The 17,042-nt window shown below is 58.5% G+C and carries 11 protein-coding genes and 1 pseudogene; 4 read left to right on the top strand and 8 right to left on the bottom strand.

The genetic code is table 11. The features are described from left to right. Positions 1 to 44: 44 nt before the first annotated feature. The 4 genes from HER32_RS13205 to prmA all read right to left on the bottom strand — a co-directional run bounded on the left by HER32_RS13205 (position 45) and on the right by prmA (position 8,728). Positions 45 to 1,412 carry a dipeptidase gene (locus HER32_RS13205; protein ID WP_168682202.1) on the bottom strand — a complete coding sequence of 456 codons (1,368 nt, stop codon included), beginning with the start codon at positions 1,410 to 1,412 and terminating at the stop codon, positions 45 to 47. Positions 1,413 to 1,619: 207 nt separating this feature from the next. Next, complete coding sequence (plsY, locus tag HER32_RS13200; RefSeq protein WP_168682201.1) at positions 1,620 to 2,261, bottom strand: glycerol-3-phosphate 1-O-acyltransferase PlsY; 642 nt, start codon at positions 2,259 to 2,261, stop codon at positions 1,620 to 1,622. Positions 2,262 to 2,396: 135 nt separating this feature from the next. Then, a complete protein-coding gene (locus HER32_RS13195) occupies positions 2,397 to 7,685 on the bottom strand; it encodes a hypothetical protein (RefSeq protein ID WP_168682200.1) in 5,289 nt (1,762 codons plus the stop codon). Positions 7,686 to 7,897: 212 nt separating this feature from the next. Then, entirely contained in the window at positions 7,898 to 8,728 is an 831-nt protein-coding gene (gene prmA / locus HER32_RS13190; protein WP_168682199.1) for a 50S ribosomal protein L11 methyltransferase, read from the bottom strand. Positions 8,729 to 8,900: 172 nt separating this feature from the next. On the opposite strand from prmA, the gene HER32_RS13185 reads away from it, so the two are divergent. Both HER32_RS13185 and HER32_RS13180 read left to right on the top strand, forming a co-directional pair. Further along, on the top strand, positions 8,901 to 9,605 hold the full coding sequence (locus HER32_RS13185) for a hypothetical protein (RefSeq protein WP_168682198.1): 705 nt from the start codon (positions 8,901 to 8,903) through the stop codon (positions 9,603 to 9,605). Positions 9,606 to 9,619: 14 nt separating this feature from the next. Beyond that, positions 9,620 to 9,946: an OmpA family protein gene (locus HER32_RS13180; protein WP_168683279.1), complete on the top strand. Its 327-nt coding sequence runs from the start codon at positions 9,620 to 9,622 to the stop codon at positions 9,944 to 9,946. A gap of 81 nt (positions 9,947 to 10,027) precedes the next feature. Here HER32_RS13180 and HER32_RS13175 read toward each other — a convergent pair whose 3' ends face one another. The 4 genes from HER32_RS13175 to uvrA all read right to left on the bottom strand — a co-directional run bounded on the left by HER32_RS13175 (position 10,028) and on the right by uvrA (position 15,122). Beyond that, positions 10,028 to 10,408: a DUF6150 family protein gene (locus tag HER32_RS13175; protein WP_168682197.1), complete on the bottom strand. Its 381-nt coding sequence runs from the start codon at positions 10,406 to 10,408 to the stop codon at positions 10,028 to 10,030. 109 nt (positions 10,409 to 10,517) lie between these two features. Continuing rightward, positions 10,518 to 11,282, bottom strand: coding sequence for a triose-phosphate isomerase (gene tpiA, locus HER32_RS13170; RefSeq protein WP_168682196.1), 765 nt, complete (start codon positions 11,280 to 11,282; stop codon positions 10,518 to 10,520). 82 nt (positions 11,283 to 11,364) lie between these two features. Then, positions 11,365 to 12,153: a tryptophan-rich sensory protein gene (locus HER32_RS13165; RefSeq protein ID WP_168682195.1), complete on the bottom strand. Its 789-nt coding sequence runs from the start codon at positions 12,151 to 12,153 to the stop codon at positions 11,365 to 11,367. Between the two features lie 134 nt (positions 12,154 to 12,287). Next, positions 12,288 to 15,122, bottom strand: coding sequence for an excinuclease ABC subunit UvrA (gene uvrA, locus HER32_RS13160; protein ID WP_168682194.1), 2,835 nt, complete (start codon positions 15,120 to 15,122; stop codon positions 12,288 to 12,290). Between uvrA and HER32_RS13155 the strand changes: the two genes are divergently transcribed. Beyond that, positions 15,021 to 15,836: an RDD family protein gene (locus tag HER32_RS13155; protein ID WP_317169638.1), complete on the top strand. Its 816-nt coding sequence runs from the start codon at positions 15,021 to 15,023 to the stop codon at positions 15,834 to 15,836. The two genes, uvrA and HER32_RS13155, sit on opposite strands and share 102 nt — an antisense overlap. Before the next feature lie 640 nt (positions 15,837 to 16,476). Then, positions 16,477 to 17,039, top strand: a pseudogene (locus HER32_RS13150) (DUF4256 domain-containing protein). The last annotated feature ends 3 nt before the right edge of the window (positions 17,040 to 17,042 follow it).

The following is a 17,042-nucleotide window of genomic DNA, read 5'->3' as shown; positions in this document are numbered from 1 at the left end:
GCCATTTGGCTAACGGGGCGTTCTTGCGCAGGATTACTGGTTTCTTAACTCCGGCTAGCCGCCACGTAGTTCTGGAAGAAGTGCGGGATGGTTTCGATGCCCTTCAGGAAGTTGAAGACCCCGTAGTGCTCGTTGGGGGAGTGAATAGCATCCGAATCGAGGCCGAAGCCGAGCAGCACCGAGTCGAGGCCCAACTCCGTTTTAAACATGGCTACAATGGGAATGGAGCCGCCGCCGCGCGTTGGGATGGGCTTCTTGCCGAACGTGGTTTCCAGGGCTTTGGCAGCAGCTTGGTAAGCCACCGAATCAGTGGGCGTAACCACCGGCTCCCCGCCGTGGTGGGGGCGCACCTGCACGTGCACGCCAGCGGGAGCAATCCGCTCGAAGTGTGACTGGAAAAGCTGGGTGATTTCCTCGGAGGTCTGGTGCGGCACCAGGCGCATGGAAATCTTGGCAAAGGCCTTGGACGGAATAACCGTCTTGGCACCCTCGCCCGTGTAGCCGCCCCAGATGCCGTTTACGTCCAGCGTGGGCCGGATGCCGATGCGCTCCACGGTCGTGTAGCCTTTCTCGCCGTAAATATCTTTCAGGCCAATGCTTTGCTTGAACTCCTCATCGGAATGTGGCACCCGGTTCAGCTCGGCGCGTTCTTCGGCCGAAAGCACGGCTACGTTATCGTAGAAGCCGGGAATGGTAATGTCGTTGTTCTCATCGTGCAAAGAGGCAATCATCTTGCACAGAATGTTGATGGGGTTGGGCACGGCGCCACCGTAAAGGCCGGAGTGCAGGTCGCGGTTGGGGCCGGTTACTTCCACCTCATGGTAGCTCAGGCCACGCAGGCCTACTTCAATGCTGGGCTGGTCGTTACTGAGGATGCCGGTGTCGGAAATCAGGATAACATCGGCTTTAAGCTTTTCCTTGTTGGCCCGCACGAACAGCGCGAGGTTGTTGGAGCCGATTTCCTCCTCGCCCTCAATCATGAACTTCACGTTGCAGGGCACGCCGCCCTGGCTGCGCTGCATGAGCTCAAACGCCTTCACGTGCATGTACACCTGGCCTTTGTCGTCGCAGGCCCCGCGGGCGTAGATTTTTTCGTCTTTGATAACGGGCTCGAACGGGGGCGAATCCCAGAGTTCGTAGGGGTCGGCGGGCTGCACGTCGTAGTGGCCGTACACGAGCACGGTGGGCAGGCTGGGGTCGATGAGCTTCTCGCCGTACACGATGGGGTTGCCGGCCGTCTGGCACAGCTCCACGTTCTCTACGCCCAGCTCTTCGAAGCGCTGTTTCAGGTATTCGGCGGCTCGCAGCACGTCGCCGTGGAATTTGGGGTCGGCAGATACGCTGGGAATGCGCAGCCAGTCGAGCAGCTCACTCAGGAAACGGTCTTTATTTTCTTCGAGGTAGGTGGACATAGTGGGAGGGTTTGGACGGGCGCAAAAGTAGCAGATTGCCTACGGATGCCAGCACTCCGGGATACAGGTATCCGGCGTTGGTTGCCTCCCAGAACGAAGCCCATCCGTTGAAGTTCTCCTTTCCACCTGCCTACCGCCTGATTGAAGGATAATTCTCTTCTGCCCGTCGGTCCGAGGAGATTTTCTGGCAGGGCTTCTATCCTAACCTTACTTTTTATCCCAGGGCATGGGCACCCGGCTTTCGGTGCCGGCGCGCAGGCGGCCGATGTTGGCCCGGTGAGTGTAGATCAGCAGCGCCGCCAGCACAAAGCCAAACCACAGCAGCAGCGGGTGTTGGGGCTGGAATGCGGGCAGCAGCTGCAGCAGCGCAAACGCCACGCCCGCCGTCATGCTGCTCAGGGATACGTAGCGCGACACCAGCAGCACGGTGATGAACACCAGGATGCACACGCCCACCGTAGCCGGAGCTATGGCCAGCATCATGCCCAGCACGGTTGCTACGCCTTTGCCGCCCCGGAAGCCCGCCCAGATGGGGTAAATGTGCCCGACCACGGCCAAGGCTCCGCAACCCAGCTGGGCGTACAGCAGGTTCTCGGGGGCTAAAGCGCCCTGGGTCACCAGCAGCCCGGCCAGGGAGGTGGCTAGCCAGCCTTTCAGCACGTCAATGGCCATGACCACCGAGCCAGGCCGCTTGCCCAGCACCCGAAAGGTGTTGGTAGCACCGGCGTTGCCCGAGCCATGCTCCCGGATATCCAGCCCGAAAAAGCGCCGCCCCACCCAAAGGGCCGTGGGAATGGAGCCGATAAGGTAAGCCGCCAGCAGGGCGCCCAGGAGTAGAATCAGGTGCATACGCAGGGAGTGAGGTGGGAGAGGCCAAAGATAGAGGTTGGCCGGTGGAATGGCGGAGCCAGGCACTAGCTTGCCTTACTACTTAAAAAAAGCCCCCGCCGGAACATCCAACGGGGGCTTTTGTGAACTAGAAGACTATTGCTCGCCGAAGGGGTCGTCGGCAGATTCTTTCTTCTTCTTTTTCTTCTTGCTGGTATCCTCGGCCGGGGCCGTGGGCGTGTCCACGGTGGGCTCGGTCACCACGGGCTCGTCCTTCTTCTTTTTCTTTTTGCCGGTGTCCTCCGCTGGTGCGGCCTCAGTAGGTGTAGCGGCCGGCTCCTCGGTGGCTTCGTCTTTCTTCTTTTTCTTTTTGCGGTCTACCGGGGCATCGTCGATGGGGGCATCGGCGGCGGGTTCCGTAGAAACGTCGAACTCCGTGCCTTTCTTCTTCTTTTTCTTCTTGTCGGTTTCCTCGGTGGCTTCGGGGTCCGGCTCGGGCTGGGTGGTCACAATCTTCTTGGCCGCGTCCTTGCCCGTGAGGCCCAGGTAGGTTTTGCGGAAGCGCGTCAGGAAGGACTGCACTTCCTGGTCGTCGCCGAGGAAGAAGCCGTACTCCGTGGCCGTGTTGTAGTCGCCCTTGGCCTTAAAGCCCACAATCTCGTCGTAGGAGCCGTGCTGGGCTTTGGTGAGCACCGTGTTGTTGGCGTACTTGATGTAGTACCAGGTCTGCGGCTCGGCTTCCAGGTACATTTCCACCACGTCGCCCGTCGACTCCTTCTTGATTTCAATGAAGCCGTCAATTTCGGCGTTGATGTCCTTTTTGTAGATACTAATCAGGCCAATCTTGCCGGTCGAGTACCAGGCCCGCTGCTTGTCAGACCACACCAGCTTTACGCGGTTGAGCACGATGGTGCGCAGCAGCTTGGGCGAGAGTTTCTGCAGGGGCGAATAGCCGCCTTTACGGTTCTGGTACTGCTGCACGGATTTGCTGCCCACAAATTCCCCCAGCTTCAGGTATTCTTCCCGGGTGCCAGTCATAGCCTCGGGCAAGCCCTTGGCGTAGCGGCCCATGTCTTCGGCCATGGCAATAATGGCTTTTTCCGGCAGGTTGATGTCCAGCGCCATAAACGTGTCCAACTCGTAGCGGCTGCTGTCGGGCTTGCCTTTGCCAATGGCCGCAGCCTCCAGCGTATAGTCCTTGTTGGAGGTAATCAGCTCTACTTTGCCCCGGAAGCCCATGGCAGTAGTCGAGTCGTTGAAGGTTAGCACGCTGCCTTCGTACACGTCGGGGTTTTCTTCCTGACGGCCCATCCGGAAGGTGCGCTTGGCCGCGTCAAAGCTCAGTGTACCATCCACCTGGAAGATGTTCTGGTCGGTTACGCTGGCTTTCTGGCCCACAAAAAGCGGGTACACACGGTTCGTTTCCGACAGGAACAGCCCCGTAAACAAGGGAGTACCATCTTCGGCCTTGGGGTCCTGCACGCGCAGCTGGATCCGCTTGGGGTCGATAGAATCCTGCACAGCAAACCAAGTGGAGGCCGTGGCATTCTTCACAAACTCCAGCTTCGACTGACCATCAAAAGCAAACCGCTTCTTCTTCGAGTTCATGATGGCACTGCCCCGGTACGCAATGCGCGGTGCCAGATGAAATTTGTCTTCAGCTTTAATGGAAACCGTAGCCAGCGTAGACGGTCCAATCTTAGGCCCGTCGCCGCCGCGCCCCAGGAGGCGGGCACCAATGCCTTTGCCCGTGCTGGCTGTCAGCCCCGACAGCGCCTGTGAGGAGTCGATGCGGAAGTTGGCAAACTTCAGGGCGAAAGAGTCGGCAGCGGCGTTTTTGTAGCTGTAAAGGGCATTGCCGGTGAAAGCCAGTCGCGACTGAATGTCTACTTCGCCCTGGTAGAGTTGGTGGTACTTCTGGAGGGTATCCATCGTTACGCGGGCGTTGCGGAAAGCGCGCATATCGGCGTTGGCGGCCACGTACACCTTGTTGGAGTCGGGCTCAATCCAGGCATCGGCCGAGGAAATGCGGGGCACCCCACCGGCCATCAGCTGGTACTTCCGCAGGTCATACACCCCGCTCGAGGCCTGGAACTTCAGGCCGTGTTGGTCGGGCTTGGTGGAGTAGAAGTACGAGCGGGTGGAGTCGGCGCCTGGGGTCACCCGGAAGACAATGGTTTTCTTCTTGAAGTCCCACTTACCCCCACTCAGCGAAGTGCGGTACTGCGTATAAGGCAGCTCCACGTTGGCTACCCCGGCTTTTTCCGGAGAGAAGTCGGCAAAGCCCTGCTTGATGTCGTAGTCGATGGCCACGTCGGTGGCTTTCACGGCCGGCTTGTTTTCCTCACTCGACTTGATGCTGAGCGTGGCGCCCGTGCCTTTGTAGTGGTGCTGCAGGAAGGTGAAGTTGCGCGAGCGAACCAAGGACTGCGGCCCTTCGATGCGGCCATTGCCGTAGAGGCCAGTCGGCGTCAGCACGGCTTCGCCCCGGTAGCTAAAGGCCCCACCGTAGAAGCGCATGTCCTGCCCCGATTTGGCGGTGCTCCAGTACATAGAGTCCTTGCGCACGGCCCACTTCATCTGGTAGCCGGGCAGCAGGTCCACTTTCGGATACTCGGCTCCCTGGTAGGGCCCCTCGGCCAGCGAGGCTGTGGTACCCACCGTCACCACGGAGTCTTTGTAGAAGATGAACTGCTTGCTTTGGAGCGTGGCAGCCAGGTACTTGATTTCGCCAATACCCTGAATACCGCGGTTGCTCATCTTCACGGTATTGAACAGCTTGCCCTTGCCCCCGTAGAGCGGGAAGCCTTCCTTGGGCAGCTGGTACACGAAGCCCAGGGAACCATCGTCCTGCATCGAGAGCTTGGTTTCGAAGGCCGGCATGATGCCGCCGGTTACGAACTTGCCCTTGAAGCCCACCGCCGAGCGGTTTTTGTTGTTCAGCGAGTCGATGCGGAACGGCGGTATGTCGAAGTAGATGGTGGTGTCGTAGGCGCCGCCCAGTACCTCGGGCTTGTCGAAGAACACGTAAGCTCCGGTGGTAGCGTCAAACGATGGGTAGGAGCCGATTTTCTTGCGGCCCGACTTGTTCTTGGGGTGGTTGATGTAGAGCTTACCCGCCGAGTTCTTGCTCTTGTTGGTCAGGGTCCAGTCCACGTCTTTGCGCGCCTTCATCACTGAGCCCTTCGAGTTTTTCCCCTTCACAATGATGGAGTCAATCTTCACCAGATCCACGTAGAACCCGTCGTAATCGAAGCGGAATTCTTTGCCTTTGAACACGAAAGCCGAGGCCACCAGGGTACCGTTGAACTCGATGTTGCGGTTTTTGAGGATGCGTACCACGCTGCTGTCGGGCTGCACAAACACCGCTACGGAGTCGTCGGAGAAGTTGAAACGGTCTACCCCACGCACCGTCAGCACCTTGTTGTCGAGGTTGAGCACGGCATTGCGCCCGCCCGGCGCCACCGACTTGATGGCAATGTGGTCGTAGTCTTTTTTGCCCCGGGCCGAGCTGACGTAGTGCGAAGCCTTGGGCAGCAGCGACACGGTGTTGCCGTCAGGGTTCAGGCGCACGTACCCATCCCGCGCCAGCCCGGCCATAGCCGAGCGCACGTTGGGCTCACTGAGCTTGAACTCCTGCACCAGGTCGCCGATGGAAAACGTCTTCACGTTTTCGTGGGCCGTGCTGTAGCCCACTACCATTTGCAGCGGGTGCATCCGGTTGATGCCCTTGATCTGCTGGTAGCGGGTGTTGGTGTAGAACTCGCGCGACTCAAACGTGGCGGCCACCTGGTTTTTGGCCGTCAGCATGGAGAAGTTCATCAGGGGCGAGTTGATGGGCCACGTCAGCAGCTCCGTCGTAATCTCCATCTGATGGTAGGAGTCGTAGTACGGCGTGGTTTTGTAGAGGCCTTCTTCGCGGGCCAGCTGCAGCACCTGCCGGGCTTTGGAGAACTTGAGCTTCACGCCGGGGTGATACACAGAGTCCACCTTGTCTTCGTAGATAGACACGGCCGCCCGGCTCGAGGAGAGCAGCGTGTCGCCCAGCTCGTAGGCACGGGCCGAGGCCCGGAACTTGGTTACGCCATTAGCCTGCACGCTGATGGTCGACAACGAGCCGTCGAGGCTGGCGCTGAAGGCCCGCTGCCCGTTGAGGGCAAAGCCTCCCACGTACTTGATGTTGTCGCCGATGTTCTTGACGCGGGCATCGTTGGTGAGCGAGATAAAGCGCGGGTACGACGAATCGGTGCTGCCGGGCTTTTTCTTGAGGCTCTTAAACGACAGCGCCCCTTTCACCGGGCTTTCCAGCACAGCAGCGTACGTCATCGTCACGGGTTCGGCCTTAAACTCGGGCTTGCCCATGTCCATGTCGAAGTGGGTGAGGTCGGCCGTTACGGGGTTTTCCTTTACCTGCCAAGCATACTGCCCGCCGTAGCCCACGAAGCGGTTGGTGAGCGGCACGGCAAAGCCCGTGGTTTTGGTAATCAGGGCCGAGTCGGCGCCGAAGCTGCCTACCAGCAGGTCCACGTCCTTCAGCACAATCACTGGGCCGCGGGTTGGTGGGGCCATGTAGTCGTCGAAATACATGGGCGCGGCCGGGGTAGGCTCGGGCTCGGGTTCTTTCACAGGGGCGGCGGCCGGCTTAGCCCCAGCGGTTTTGGGGGCTGGTTTGGCCGGGGCCTTCTTGGCGGGTGCCCCCCACCCATCGTTGCTGGAGGAGCCCCAGCCGTCGTTACTGCCCCAGTCGGCTACGGTGTCCCAGCCATCGGTGCTTTTCTTTTTGGCGGGCTTGGCGGCGGGTTTGGTGGTTTTGATGGCAGCGCCGGTGCGCACGGGCTCCGAAACCGTGGGCGTGGGCTCCGGCGCTACGGCCGGCTCCAACGACTGGTCGGTTTGGTTATAGGCGAAGGAAAACCCGCCGCGCACCAGCTGCACGCGGTTGTAGCGCGAGTAGTAGAGGCGGTTGGTTTGCAGAAACAGCGTCACGGCATTCAGAAACTTTTCCGTGTCGCGTACCTGCTCCCGGTCGAGCGTGGTGCTGATGGTCGTCAGCAGGCCATCCATTTGCTGGTCGCTTAGGTTCTGCTTGGTGGCGCCGGCCAGAATGGCGTTGAAAAACGTTTCAAAGTGCGGCCGGGGCTTGAAGCGTTTGGCCAGCAGCCGCTGCGAAATATCCACGATAAGCCGCTGCTGGGAGGCCGTGAGCTTGTTGCTGGCCCAGAGGGTTTGCAGGGAAACGCCGCTGGCAATGGCGGCCGGGTTTTTGGTTGAGGCCATCATGGCCTGCACATCAATGATGTACTGGGCCGGGTCGGTGGACAGCTTGCCGGGCTGGGTGCGTGGGGCTGCCGGAGCTGCGGCCGGAGCGGCCGGCTGCTGTGCCCAAGCTTCCACCGAAACGAGCAGCAGCGCTGCCCATAGCCAACCAATTACTACTTGCTTCATACTCAATACCGTCAGAACAGACTTATTCGTCTCCAATTTCGCTAAAATTCACCGCATTCACGCGTAACCTGATTGAGAGTTGCTTAAGGGCACTAGCACCGTGGCAAACAGGTTCTTGCGCTGCCTAACGCTAACCAGACGCGCAATAGTGCCCGTTGTTGCCCCCGGTTTTGTACTATCGGGCTGGGGGCCGTCGGCGGCGGCGTGTGGGCCTATTTCCGGAAAATGGCCGATACCCAGTGGTTGCGGGTGCGCATCGATTCGTAGGTGAAGCCTGCCTGCTCAGCCGCCGTGCGAATCAGTGGCAGGTCCTCCTCATAAAAGCCGGAAAACAGGATAGGGCCGCCCGGCTTCAGATACTGCCCGTAGGCGGCCATATCTTCCAGCAGCACGTTGCGGTTGATGTTGGCCAGAATAATATCGAACGGGGCCTCCCCTTCCAGGGCCGAAATGTCGCCGAGGCGGGCTTCTACGCGGTCCTGCACGTTGTTTTCGGCGGCATTATCGGCTGCGTTTTCGGCCGTCCAGGGCTCTACATCCACGGCCAGCACTGAAGTAGCGCCGAGCTGCACAGCCATAACGGCCAGAATACCCGTGCCACAGCCCATGTCCAGCACCCGCTTGCCCTGGTGGTCGATAGTGAGCTGGTTTTCAATCATCAGTGCCGTGGTATCGTGGTGGCCCGTGCCGAAGGACATGCGCGGCATAATCACGATTTCGTGCTGCAGATCGGGCCGGGCCGGGTGGAAAGGGGCCCGCACCGAAACCTGATCGGCAATAACCAGGGGCTGGAAGTTCTTTTCCCACTCGGCGTTCCAGTTCTGGCGCGTGATGGTGCGGTGGCTGTGCTCCAGCTCGCCCAGGCCCTCGTAGCGGCTCATGATTTCGGCCACATCATCGGGGTTGAATACGTCTTCGGTAGTATAGGCGCAGAAGCCTTCATCGTTGTCTTCAAAGGTGTCGAAGCCAACTTCGGCCAGCTCGGCCACCAAAATATCCGACAACTCGCCGGGAGCTTTTACGCGCAGTTCAATGAAATCCATGAGCAAATGGGGAAAGGTAAGATCGGGAAGCCGGCTGCACCGGGCCAGACAAAGTTCGGGCAAAAAACCTGCTTGCTTACCACTTACATCCTGATGTTCTATTTTGATAATAATATTTCAATATAAATATACCTTTATTTGACCTTTCGATTCTCAACTTATTCCCCTTCGCATGAAAAACACGCTGCGCTATCTTTCCCTGACTGGCCTGCTGGCCACCACACTTTCTGCCTGCGGCAGCAAGGACCAGGCTGAGACAGCCACGACGAGTACAACGACCGAAGCCCCCGCCGCCGCAACGGCCCCCGCCGAAGCGCCCGAGGCGACTACTACCCCGGCAGCCCCAGCGGCTACTTTCGACCTCAGTACGGTGCCTGTTTCCGCGGAAAACCTGGGCCAGTTCCCCTACTTTGCCGGCCTGACTACCTACGAAGAGAATACCAGCAACAGCGAAGAATACGACTTTGAGCGGGCCTACGTGTATGACGGCAAAAACCTGGTACCTGTAGAAGGTAAAGTGTCGCAACGCCTCTTCAACCCCAAGAACGGGGAAAAGAAAGCCTCGGAACTGATGATTCGCCGCAATTACGAAACGCTGGTTACCGGCCTGGGCGGCGTGAAAGTCTTTGCGGGCAAAGTCCCCCAGGAAGTCATCGACAAACTAGGCTCGGACGAAGCGTACAAGCACGGCAAATGGAGCATTGGCAACGACCACGAAACCGACACCTACGTTATTCGGCAGAAAGACAAGGAGGTGTGGGTGCAAGTAACGGCCCTGGGCGCTACCGATGCCAACTATAACCTCACTGTAACTGAGCGGGCTGCTATGCCCCAGCAAGCCGCGGTGATACCCGCCCAGGAGTTAAAAAAAAACTAGATACGGACGGGCGTATTGCCCTGTACATCAACTTCGACACGGATAAAGCCACTATCCGGCCCGAGTCGGCGGCAACCGTAGCGGAAGTGCTTCGGCTGCTGCAGCAGAACCCCGCATTGCGCCTGGCCGTGCAAGGCCACACCGACAACAGCGGCACGGCCCCGCACAACCAGCAGCTTTCCGAAGCCCGCGCGGCCGCTGTCGTGACCACCCTCACGCAGGCCGGCATCTCGTCCTCGCGGCTGCAGTCGGCGGGCTTTGGACAAAGCAAGCCGCTGGCTGACAACACCACGGAAGCCGGCAAGGCCCAAAACCGCCGGGTAGAACTGGTGAAGCTGTAATTGAGTGAACTTTCCATCAAAGGAGAAGGGCCGCATCCATACCCGGATGCGGCCCTTCTTGTGTAATGGAAATCAGCACTACTACTTCCCGTTGCGGCAGCCGGCGTAGGAGCGAATCTTGGTGTACTGAATACTGAAATCGGCCAGGGAACGGTTGTCGGTTACGAACAGCGCGTAATCGGCGAAGTCGCGGGCCCCGGTGAAGTACCAGAAGCCGGCTTTATCGGCGAAGAGCTTGTTGTTTTCTTGGTACACCAGTACATCGGCAAAGGCTTCTTCGGGCTCTACGTACACCGTAGCGAAGCACTGGCTGCGGCGGCGCGGGTCTTTTTCCAGGAAAATGGAGCCGTAAATCTGGCAAGGCTCCACCGACGACACGGCCAAAGCCGCAAACGGCACGGCTGGTATTGGCTGAAACGGATTCAGCGTGAGTAACCCGGACAGAAGCAGCGTAGCAAGCATGGCAACTGGATGATAGAATGAAGAACTAAGAATTTAGAACTGAGAGGTGAGGAGCAAAAATGTAGCCGACTATCTCTCAGTTCTAGATTCTTAGTTCTCAGATCTACCCCTAGAACGACTTGATAATCTCGGTGAAGTCGCGGGACTTGAGGGAAGCGCCGCCGATAAGGCCACCGTCTACGTCGGGCTGCGAAAACAGCTCCCGGGCGTTCTGGGCGTTGGCCGAGCCGCCGTACAGGATGCTCGTGTTTAAGGCCGCCTCGGCGTCGTAGGCGCGGGCAATCTGCTCCCGAATGAAGGCGTGTACTTCCTGAGCCTGCTGGCTGGTAGCCGTTTTGCCGGTCCCAATGGCCCAAATGGGCTCATAGGCAATAACTACCTGGTCGAACTCCTCGTTGCTGAGGTGAAACAGGCCGTCCTTCAGCTGCTTGCTGATGAAGTTGAAGGTTTCGTCGGCCTCGCGGGTTTCCAGCGACTCGCCCACGCAGAAAATCGGCTTCAGACCGGCGGCCAGGGCGGCTTTCAGCTTCTGGCTGAGCAACTCGTCGTCCTCCCCAAAATACTGACGCCGCTCCGAGTGGCCCAGAATCACGTACTCCGCTCCTACCGACTGCAGCATTTTAGCCGATACTTCGCCAGTAAACGCGCCGGTTTCCTTCTGATGGCAGTTCTGCGCGCCTAAGTGGAAGCGGCCACCCTGGGGCAGCTGACGGCCGATGGCCGACAGAAACGGAAACGGCGGGCACACCACCACTTCCACAGCCGAGCCGGTCGCCTCGTCCTGCACCATGTTGACAATTTCGGAAATCAGGGCCTGGCCGTCCTGCAACGTGGTGTTCATTTTCCAGTTGCCGGCCACAATGTTCTTACGCATAGCGAAGGGAGAGTTTGATACTGAAGGAGACTTAATTGCGGCCGCAAGGTAAGCGCTACGCCGTTGAATGCCCTAGCCTGCCTTACCGGCGTTTCTGCCACACCAGCCAGGCCGCGGCTACCACCAGCGTGAGGGCGGCACTGATGGCCACGCCCGCTAGCCCCGGCGCGTTGCCGCTCCGGGCCAGCCCGATGCCAACCAGGCCCCAGGCCAGCGTGAGCGGGTAGGCCAGCTCCCGGAATTGATGCGTGACGACCACGCCCAGCACCAGCACCACATTGAGCAGCAACATGGCCACCGTGGTAGCGGTGCTGGCCGAAGGCTGCCAAACCGTGCTCAGCCACAACGACACGTTGAGCACCGTGGCCACCGTAATCCAGCCGAAGTATAACCCCAGGGGCACGCTGCTCGCCCACCCGGCTTGCCCGCTACGGATCAGACGCCGGGCACGGCCATACGCCACCGCCAGGGACGCCAGAATCACGAACATGATGAGCACGCTCAGGGCCAGCTGCTCGTAGGCAAAAGCCACCAGCCAGGCGGCTGTAGCTACATTGGCCAGAATAAAAGGCTCGGCCACAGCATCAGGCAAGGGGTTGCGCCGCTGAGCGGGCAGCAGCTGCCAGATGGCGTAGACCAGAATGCCCAGAAAAATCAGCCCCCAGATGCTAAACGCGTAGCCCGCCGGCGTGAGCAAGGTGTAGTACTTGCCGGAAACCACCGCGTTGGTTTGCCCATTAAACGGGTAGCGCTGCGCCACGTAGTTGCACAACAGGTTGCCGAGCACGGAGCCCAGCACCAGCCAGCGCCACAAACGGCTTTCGGGCTGGGTAGCATTGGCAGCGGCACCAGGGGCAGTAGAAGAGGTCATGTTCATGAGGCGAATATGCCGCTAAAACCGTCATTCCGAGTAAAGCGAGGAATCTGGGCCAGCCGCTTACGGATACCTCAGACTCCTTGCTTTACTCGGAATGACGGTTTTGCTTGTGCTGTGTACCCTAATAACTACAGCTTATCAGCCAGGAAGCGGGCCGTGTGGTTGGTGTCTTTGAGCTTCACCATCTCCTCGGGCGTGCCTTCAAACAGCAGGTGGCCGCCGTTGATGCCGCCCTCGGGGCCCAGGTCAATCACCCAGTCGGCACACTTGATGATGTCCATGTTGTGCTCGATGATGAGCACGGAGTTACCCTGCTCCACCAGCGCGTTCAGGGCCGTCATCAGCTTGTTGATGTCGTGGAAGTGCAGGCCGGTGCTGGGCTCATCGAAGATGAACAGGATTTTATCGTTCTGCAGGGTGTTGCCCTTGGTCAGGAACGACGCCAGCTTCACGCGCTGGGCCTCCCCGCCCGACAGCGTATTGGCCGACTGCCCCAGGCGGATATACCCCAAGCCTACATCGTCCAGCGGCTTGAGGCGCTCCACAATCTTGGGCTGATCCTTGAAGAACTCGATGCTGTCCTCAATGGTCATTTCGAGCACCTCGTTGATGCTTTTCTCCTTGTACTGCACGTCCAGCACATCCTGCTTGAACTTGCGGCCCTCGCAGGCCTCGCAGGTCAGGTAGATATCGGCCATGAACTGCATTTCAATCTTCACCTGGCCTTCTCCCTGGCACACCTCGCAGCGGCCCCCGTCGATGTTGAAGGAGAAGTGCGAAGGTTTGAAGCCCCGGGCCTTGGCTAGCTGCTGATCGGCAAACAGGCTGCGGATGGCGTCGTAGGCCTTCACGTACGTCACGGGGTTGGAGCGGCTGCTCTTGCCGATGGGGTTCTGGTCCACGAACTCCACGTGGGTTACCTGCCCGTTTACCCCGAGCAGCCGGTCGAACTTGCCGGTGGCTTCGCCCGCGCCTCCGCCGAGCTGCTTGAGCAGGGCCGGAGCCAGAATCCGCCGAATGAGCGTGGATTTACCGGAGCCGGATACGCCCGTTACCACCGTCATCACATTCAGCGGAAACTTCACCGACACGTTTTTGAGGTTGTTTTCGCGGGCGCCGGTTAGCTCCAGGGCGTTGCGCCAGGGGCGGCGCGTTTTGGGCACGGCCACCTGCATGCGGCCACTCAGGTACTGCCCTGTATAGGTATCGGAGGCCAGCACTTCAGCGTAGGTGCCCTGGAATTGCAGGATACCGCCCCCGCTGCCGGCCTCGGGCCCGATGTCGATGATCTGGTCGGCCTGCTCCATCATCTTATCCTCGTGCTCTACTACAATCACGGTGTTGCCGAGCTGCTGCAAGGAGCGCAGCACCCCAATCAGCTGCTCGGCATCCTTCGGGTGCAGGCCAATGGAAGGCTCATCGAGGATGTACATGGAGCCCACCAGCGCCGAACCCAGAGACGTAGCCAAGGAAATCCGCTGGCTTTCCCCGCCCGAGAGCGTGCTGCTGAGGCGGTTGAGCGTGAGGTAGCCCAGGCCCACGCGGTTCAGGTACTCCAAGCGGTTCGTGACTTCCGTCACGAGGCGCTCGGCCACTTTGGCTTCGTGCGTGGGCAAGTCGAGGTTCTGGAAAAACTCCAGGGCCCGGCTTACCGGCAGCAATACCAGGTCGGTAATGCTCTGACCCTGAATTTTCACGTACTGGGCGTCTTTGCGCAGACGGGTACCGCGGCAGTCGGGGCAGGTGGTGCGGCCCCGGTAGCGGCTTTGCAGCACGCGGTACTGAATTTTGTGCGTCTGCTCCGATACCCACTTGAAGTATTTATCCAGCCCGTCGAAGTACTTGTTGCCTTTCCACAGCAAGTTCCGCTCAGCCTCACTCAACTCGTTGTAGGGCCGGTGAATGGGGAAATCGAAGCGGATGCCATTTTTGAGCAGGGGCTTCAGCCACTCGCTCTGCTTGTCGGTACGCCAAGGGGCAATGGCGCCCTCATACACTGTCAGGCTCTTATCGGGAATAACGAGGTCCTCGTCAATACCCAGCACCGAGCCGAACCCTTCACAGGTCTGGCAGGCGCCGTAAGGGTTGTTGAAGGAGAAGAAGTTGACGCTCGGCTCCTCAAACACCAGCCCGTCCAGCTCAAACCGGTCGGAGAAAGTGCGGGTTTCCTCGTCCATCTTCACGATGCAGGTGCCGTGGCCCTCGAAGAAGGCGGTCTGCACCGAGTCGGCGAGGCGGAACATCAGGTCTTCATCGCCCGGCTGGATGGCGGTGCGGTCAATCATGATGAACACGTCGCCCTGCACTTCGGGCTGGCCTTCGGCAATCAGCTCTTCAATAAAGGCCGTTTCGCCGTTCACCACCACGCGGCTGTAGCCTTTCTGAAGCAGCAAATCCAGCTCCTTGCTCATTGGGCGGCCATCTTCGGAGGGCAGCAATGGGGAGAGCAGCGTCACGCGGGTGCCCTCCGGCAGCTGCATGAGGTAGTCCACCACGTCGGCCACGTTATCCTTTTTCACCTGCTCCCCGCTCACGGGCGAGTAGGTGCGGCCTACGCGTGCAAACAGCAGCTTGAGGTAGTCGTAGATTTCGGTGCTGGTGCCCACGGTGGAGCGGTTGTTCTTGATGCTGACCTTCTGCTCGATGGCAATGGCCGGCGAAATGCCCCGGATGTAGTCCACGTCGGGCTTGTCCATGCGGCCCAGGAACTGACGGGCGTAGGAGCTCAGGCTTTCCACGTACATGCGCTGGCCCTCGGCGTAAAGCGTATCAAACGCCAACGACGACTTGCCCGAGCCCGAGAGGCCCGTGACGACGATGAACTTGTTGCGCGGCAGGGCCACGCTCAGATTCTTCAGGTTATGCACCCGGGCGTTTTTGATCAGGATAAACTCGCGCGGGTCGAGCTGGTCGATGGGGTCGGCCGCGGGGGCGGCTACTTGCAGATCGGTAGTGGAGGCCATAGGTCGGTAAACAACTGCGCCCGGGGGTTTGGTTTCCCCAAGCACGGCTTAAGTCAGGCGAAGGTACGGCGGGGGCAGCTGGGTTGGTTGCGCAGCGGTGCGCCTGAAAAATCTATTGCCCGTAGCGACCAGCCGGCTGATGTAGCTACCTTTCTGCAAAATATATATCCTCAACGCCCCCATATGACCAGGCAGAATACGGTAGATACGGTAGAAGTCGGAGCGAGGCTTACCTCCATGATACTTGACCACTTCATCATGACCATGGTAGCTATGCTTTTTGCTATACCCATGATGATCAGCATTTTTTCGGAAGCATTTACCATTTCGCATGAGCAGAACGAAATGGATTTCGGTGGCCCCTTTTTGTATGTTGCGCTTTTGGGTTTTGCCTTATATTTCTGCAAAGACATTATTAACGGGCAAAGTATTGGCAAAAGGATTACCAAGGTACAAGTAGTTGACAATAATACGGGGCTGGTTGCCTCACCCATGAAGTGCTTACTGCGAAATGTATTTTGCGTGATATGGCCGCTAGAAGTACTAATGACGCTTATCAACCCAGGCAGGCGGCTCGGCGACCTGCTGGCAGGCACCCGAATTGTACCTTTTACTTCTAGCAAGACCAGCGGGCCAAATTTTGATTTGACCAAAGCGCTACCGCCTATTGTCGTAGCCTATGGGTTGATGCTGCTAATTTCCCTCCCTATTTAACTTCTGAAGCCAGATTTCTCAGCTAATAAGTATATCGAGAGCAGCTATAATGAGTCTGAAAGCAAGCTCCTGGAAAACATTCTTACCGATAGCCTCGGCGATAATGTATCAGCAAGCGTGAAAATATTTGATAAAACGGTAAATAATAACGGTAAATACATTTCAATAATTCACACACTTAAAAATGATTACTTGAGTGATGATGAGAGATATGAGCTAATTAAAAGTAGAGCAAATGAAATATTGTATTCAAAATATCCCAGAGAAACATTTAACGGCCAGGCCAAATATGTTTACAAAACAAGCACCAGCACTCACATAACAAGTCATCAAATTGGCGGTAGATAACTTTTAATTGGTGAGGGCCTGACGCAGGAAGACTGTGTTTAGGATTTTGTTTTTAAGTCATACTGAGCTTGTCGAAGCATTTCTCCCGCTTCGTTGACATGGTATTCAGGCGGAACGGCAGCGATGCTTCGACAAGCTCAGCATGAAGCTCCAGAGAAGGTCCTTTACAACAAGGCTCCAAGACTCGTGCTGCTAGGCCCGGCTCGCGGCTTACACGAAAACACCCCAGCCGTTCTACCGCCCGCATGTTTACGATTGAGTCTGCTAGCCCGGTCTATAGAATCCCCACGTCATGAAAAACAGACAGGAGTTGCCGTCAGAGCAACGCCAGGAGTTGCTTAGCCTGCTACAGGCGCGTTTCGAAAAGAACATGGCGCGCCATCCGGCCCTAGCTTGGAGCAACGTTCAGGAAAAGCTGGAAGCAGCGGGTGAAAAGCTCTGGTCGCTCCAGGAGATGGAAAGAACCGGGGGCGAACCGGACGTTGTGGGGTATGATGCCAGCACGGACGAGTATCTTTTCTACGATTGCGCGCCGGAAAGCCCCCAAGGCCGCAGAAGCTTCTGCTATGACCGGCCAGGCCAGGACTCCAGGCGCGAGGCAAAGCCAGCCAACAACGCGGTGGACATGGCTGCCGCTATGGGCGTCGAGTTGCTCACAGAGGAGCAATACCGGCAGCTGCAACAGCTCGGGACGTTTGACGCAAAAACATCCAGCTGGCTAAAAACGCCGGCGGAAATCCGGCAGCTTGGCGGTGCCTTTTCGCTGATTACCGGTACGGCCAGGTGTTCGTGTATCATAATGGCGCTGCTTCCTACTATGCCGCCCGGGGCTTCCGGGGTGCGCTTAGGGTATGAGGC

It is taken from the genome of Hymenobacter sp. BT18 (assembly GCF_012273015.1).
GTDB classification, from domain to species: domain Bacteria; phylum Bacteroidota; class Bacteroidia; order Cytophagales; family Hymenobacteraceae; genus Hymenobacter; species Hymenobacter lutimineralis.
This window is presented reverse-complemented; position numbering and strand designations above follow the sequence as displayed.

Excerpts from the sequence above, each read along its gene's own strand:
- HER32_RS13205 (WP_168682202.1), bottom strand. The coding sequence starts at position 1,412 with ATGTCCACCTACCTCGAAGAAAATAAAGACCGTTTCCTGAGTGAGCTG.
- plsY (WP_168682201.1), bottom strand. The coding sequence starts at position 2,261 with ATGCACCTGATTCTACTCCTGGGCGCCCTGCTGGCGGCTTACCTTATC.
- HER32_RS13195 (WP_168682200.1), bottom strand. The coding sequence starts at position 7,685 with ATGAAGCAAGTAGTAATTGGTTGGCTATGGGCAGCGCTGCTGCTCGTT.
- prmA (WP_168682199.1), bottom strand. The coding sequence starts at position 8,728 with ATGGATTTCATTGAACTGCGCGTAAAAGCTCCCGGCGAGTTGTCGGAT.
- HER32_RS13185 (WP_168682198.1), top strand. The coding sequence starts at position 8,901 with ATGAAAAACACGCTGCGCTATCTTTCCCTGACTGGCCTGCTGGCCACC.
- HER32_RS13175 (WP_168682197.1), bottom strand. The coding sequence starts at position 10,408 with ATGCTTGCTACGCTGCTTCTGTCCGGGTTACTCACGCTGAATCCGTTT.
- tpiA (WP_168682196.1), bottom strand. The coding sequence starts at position 11,282 with ATGCGTAAGAACATTGTGGCCGGCAACTGGAAAATGAACACCACGTTG.
- HER32_RS13165 (WP_168682195.1), bottom strand. The coding sequence starts at position 12,153 with ATGACCTCTTCTACTGCCCCTGGTGCCGCTGCCAATGCTACCCAGCCC.
- HER32_RS13155 (WP_317169638.1), top strand. The coding sequence starts at position 15,021 with ATGCACCCGGGCGTTTTTGATCAGGATAAACTCGCGCGGGTCGAGCTG.
- uvrA (WP_168682194.1), bottom strand. The coding sequence starts at position 15,122 with ATGGCCTCCACTACCGATCTGCAAGTAGCCGCCCCCGCGGCCGACCCC.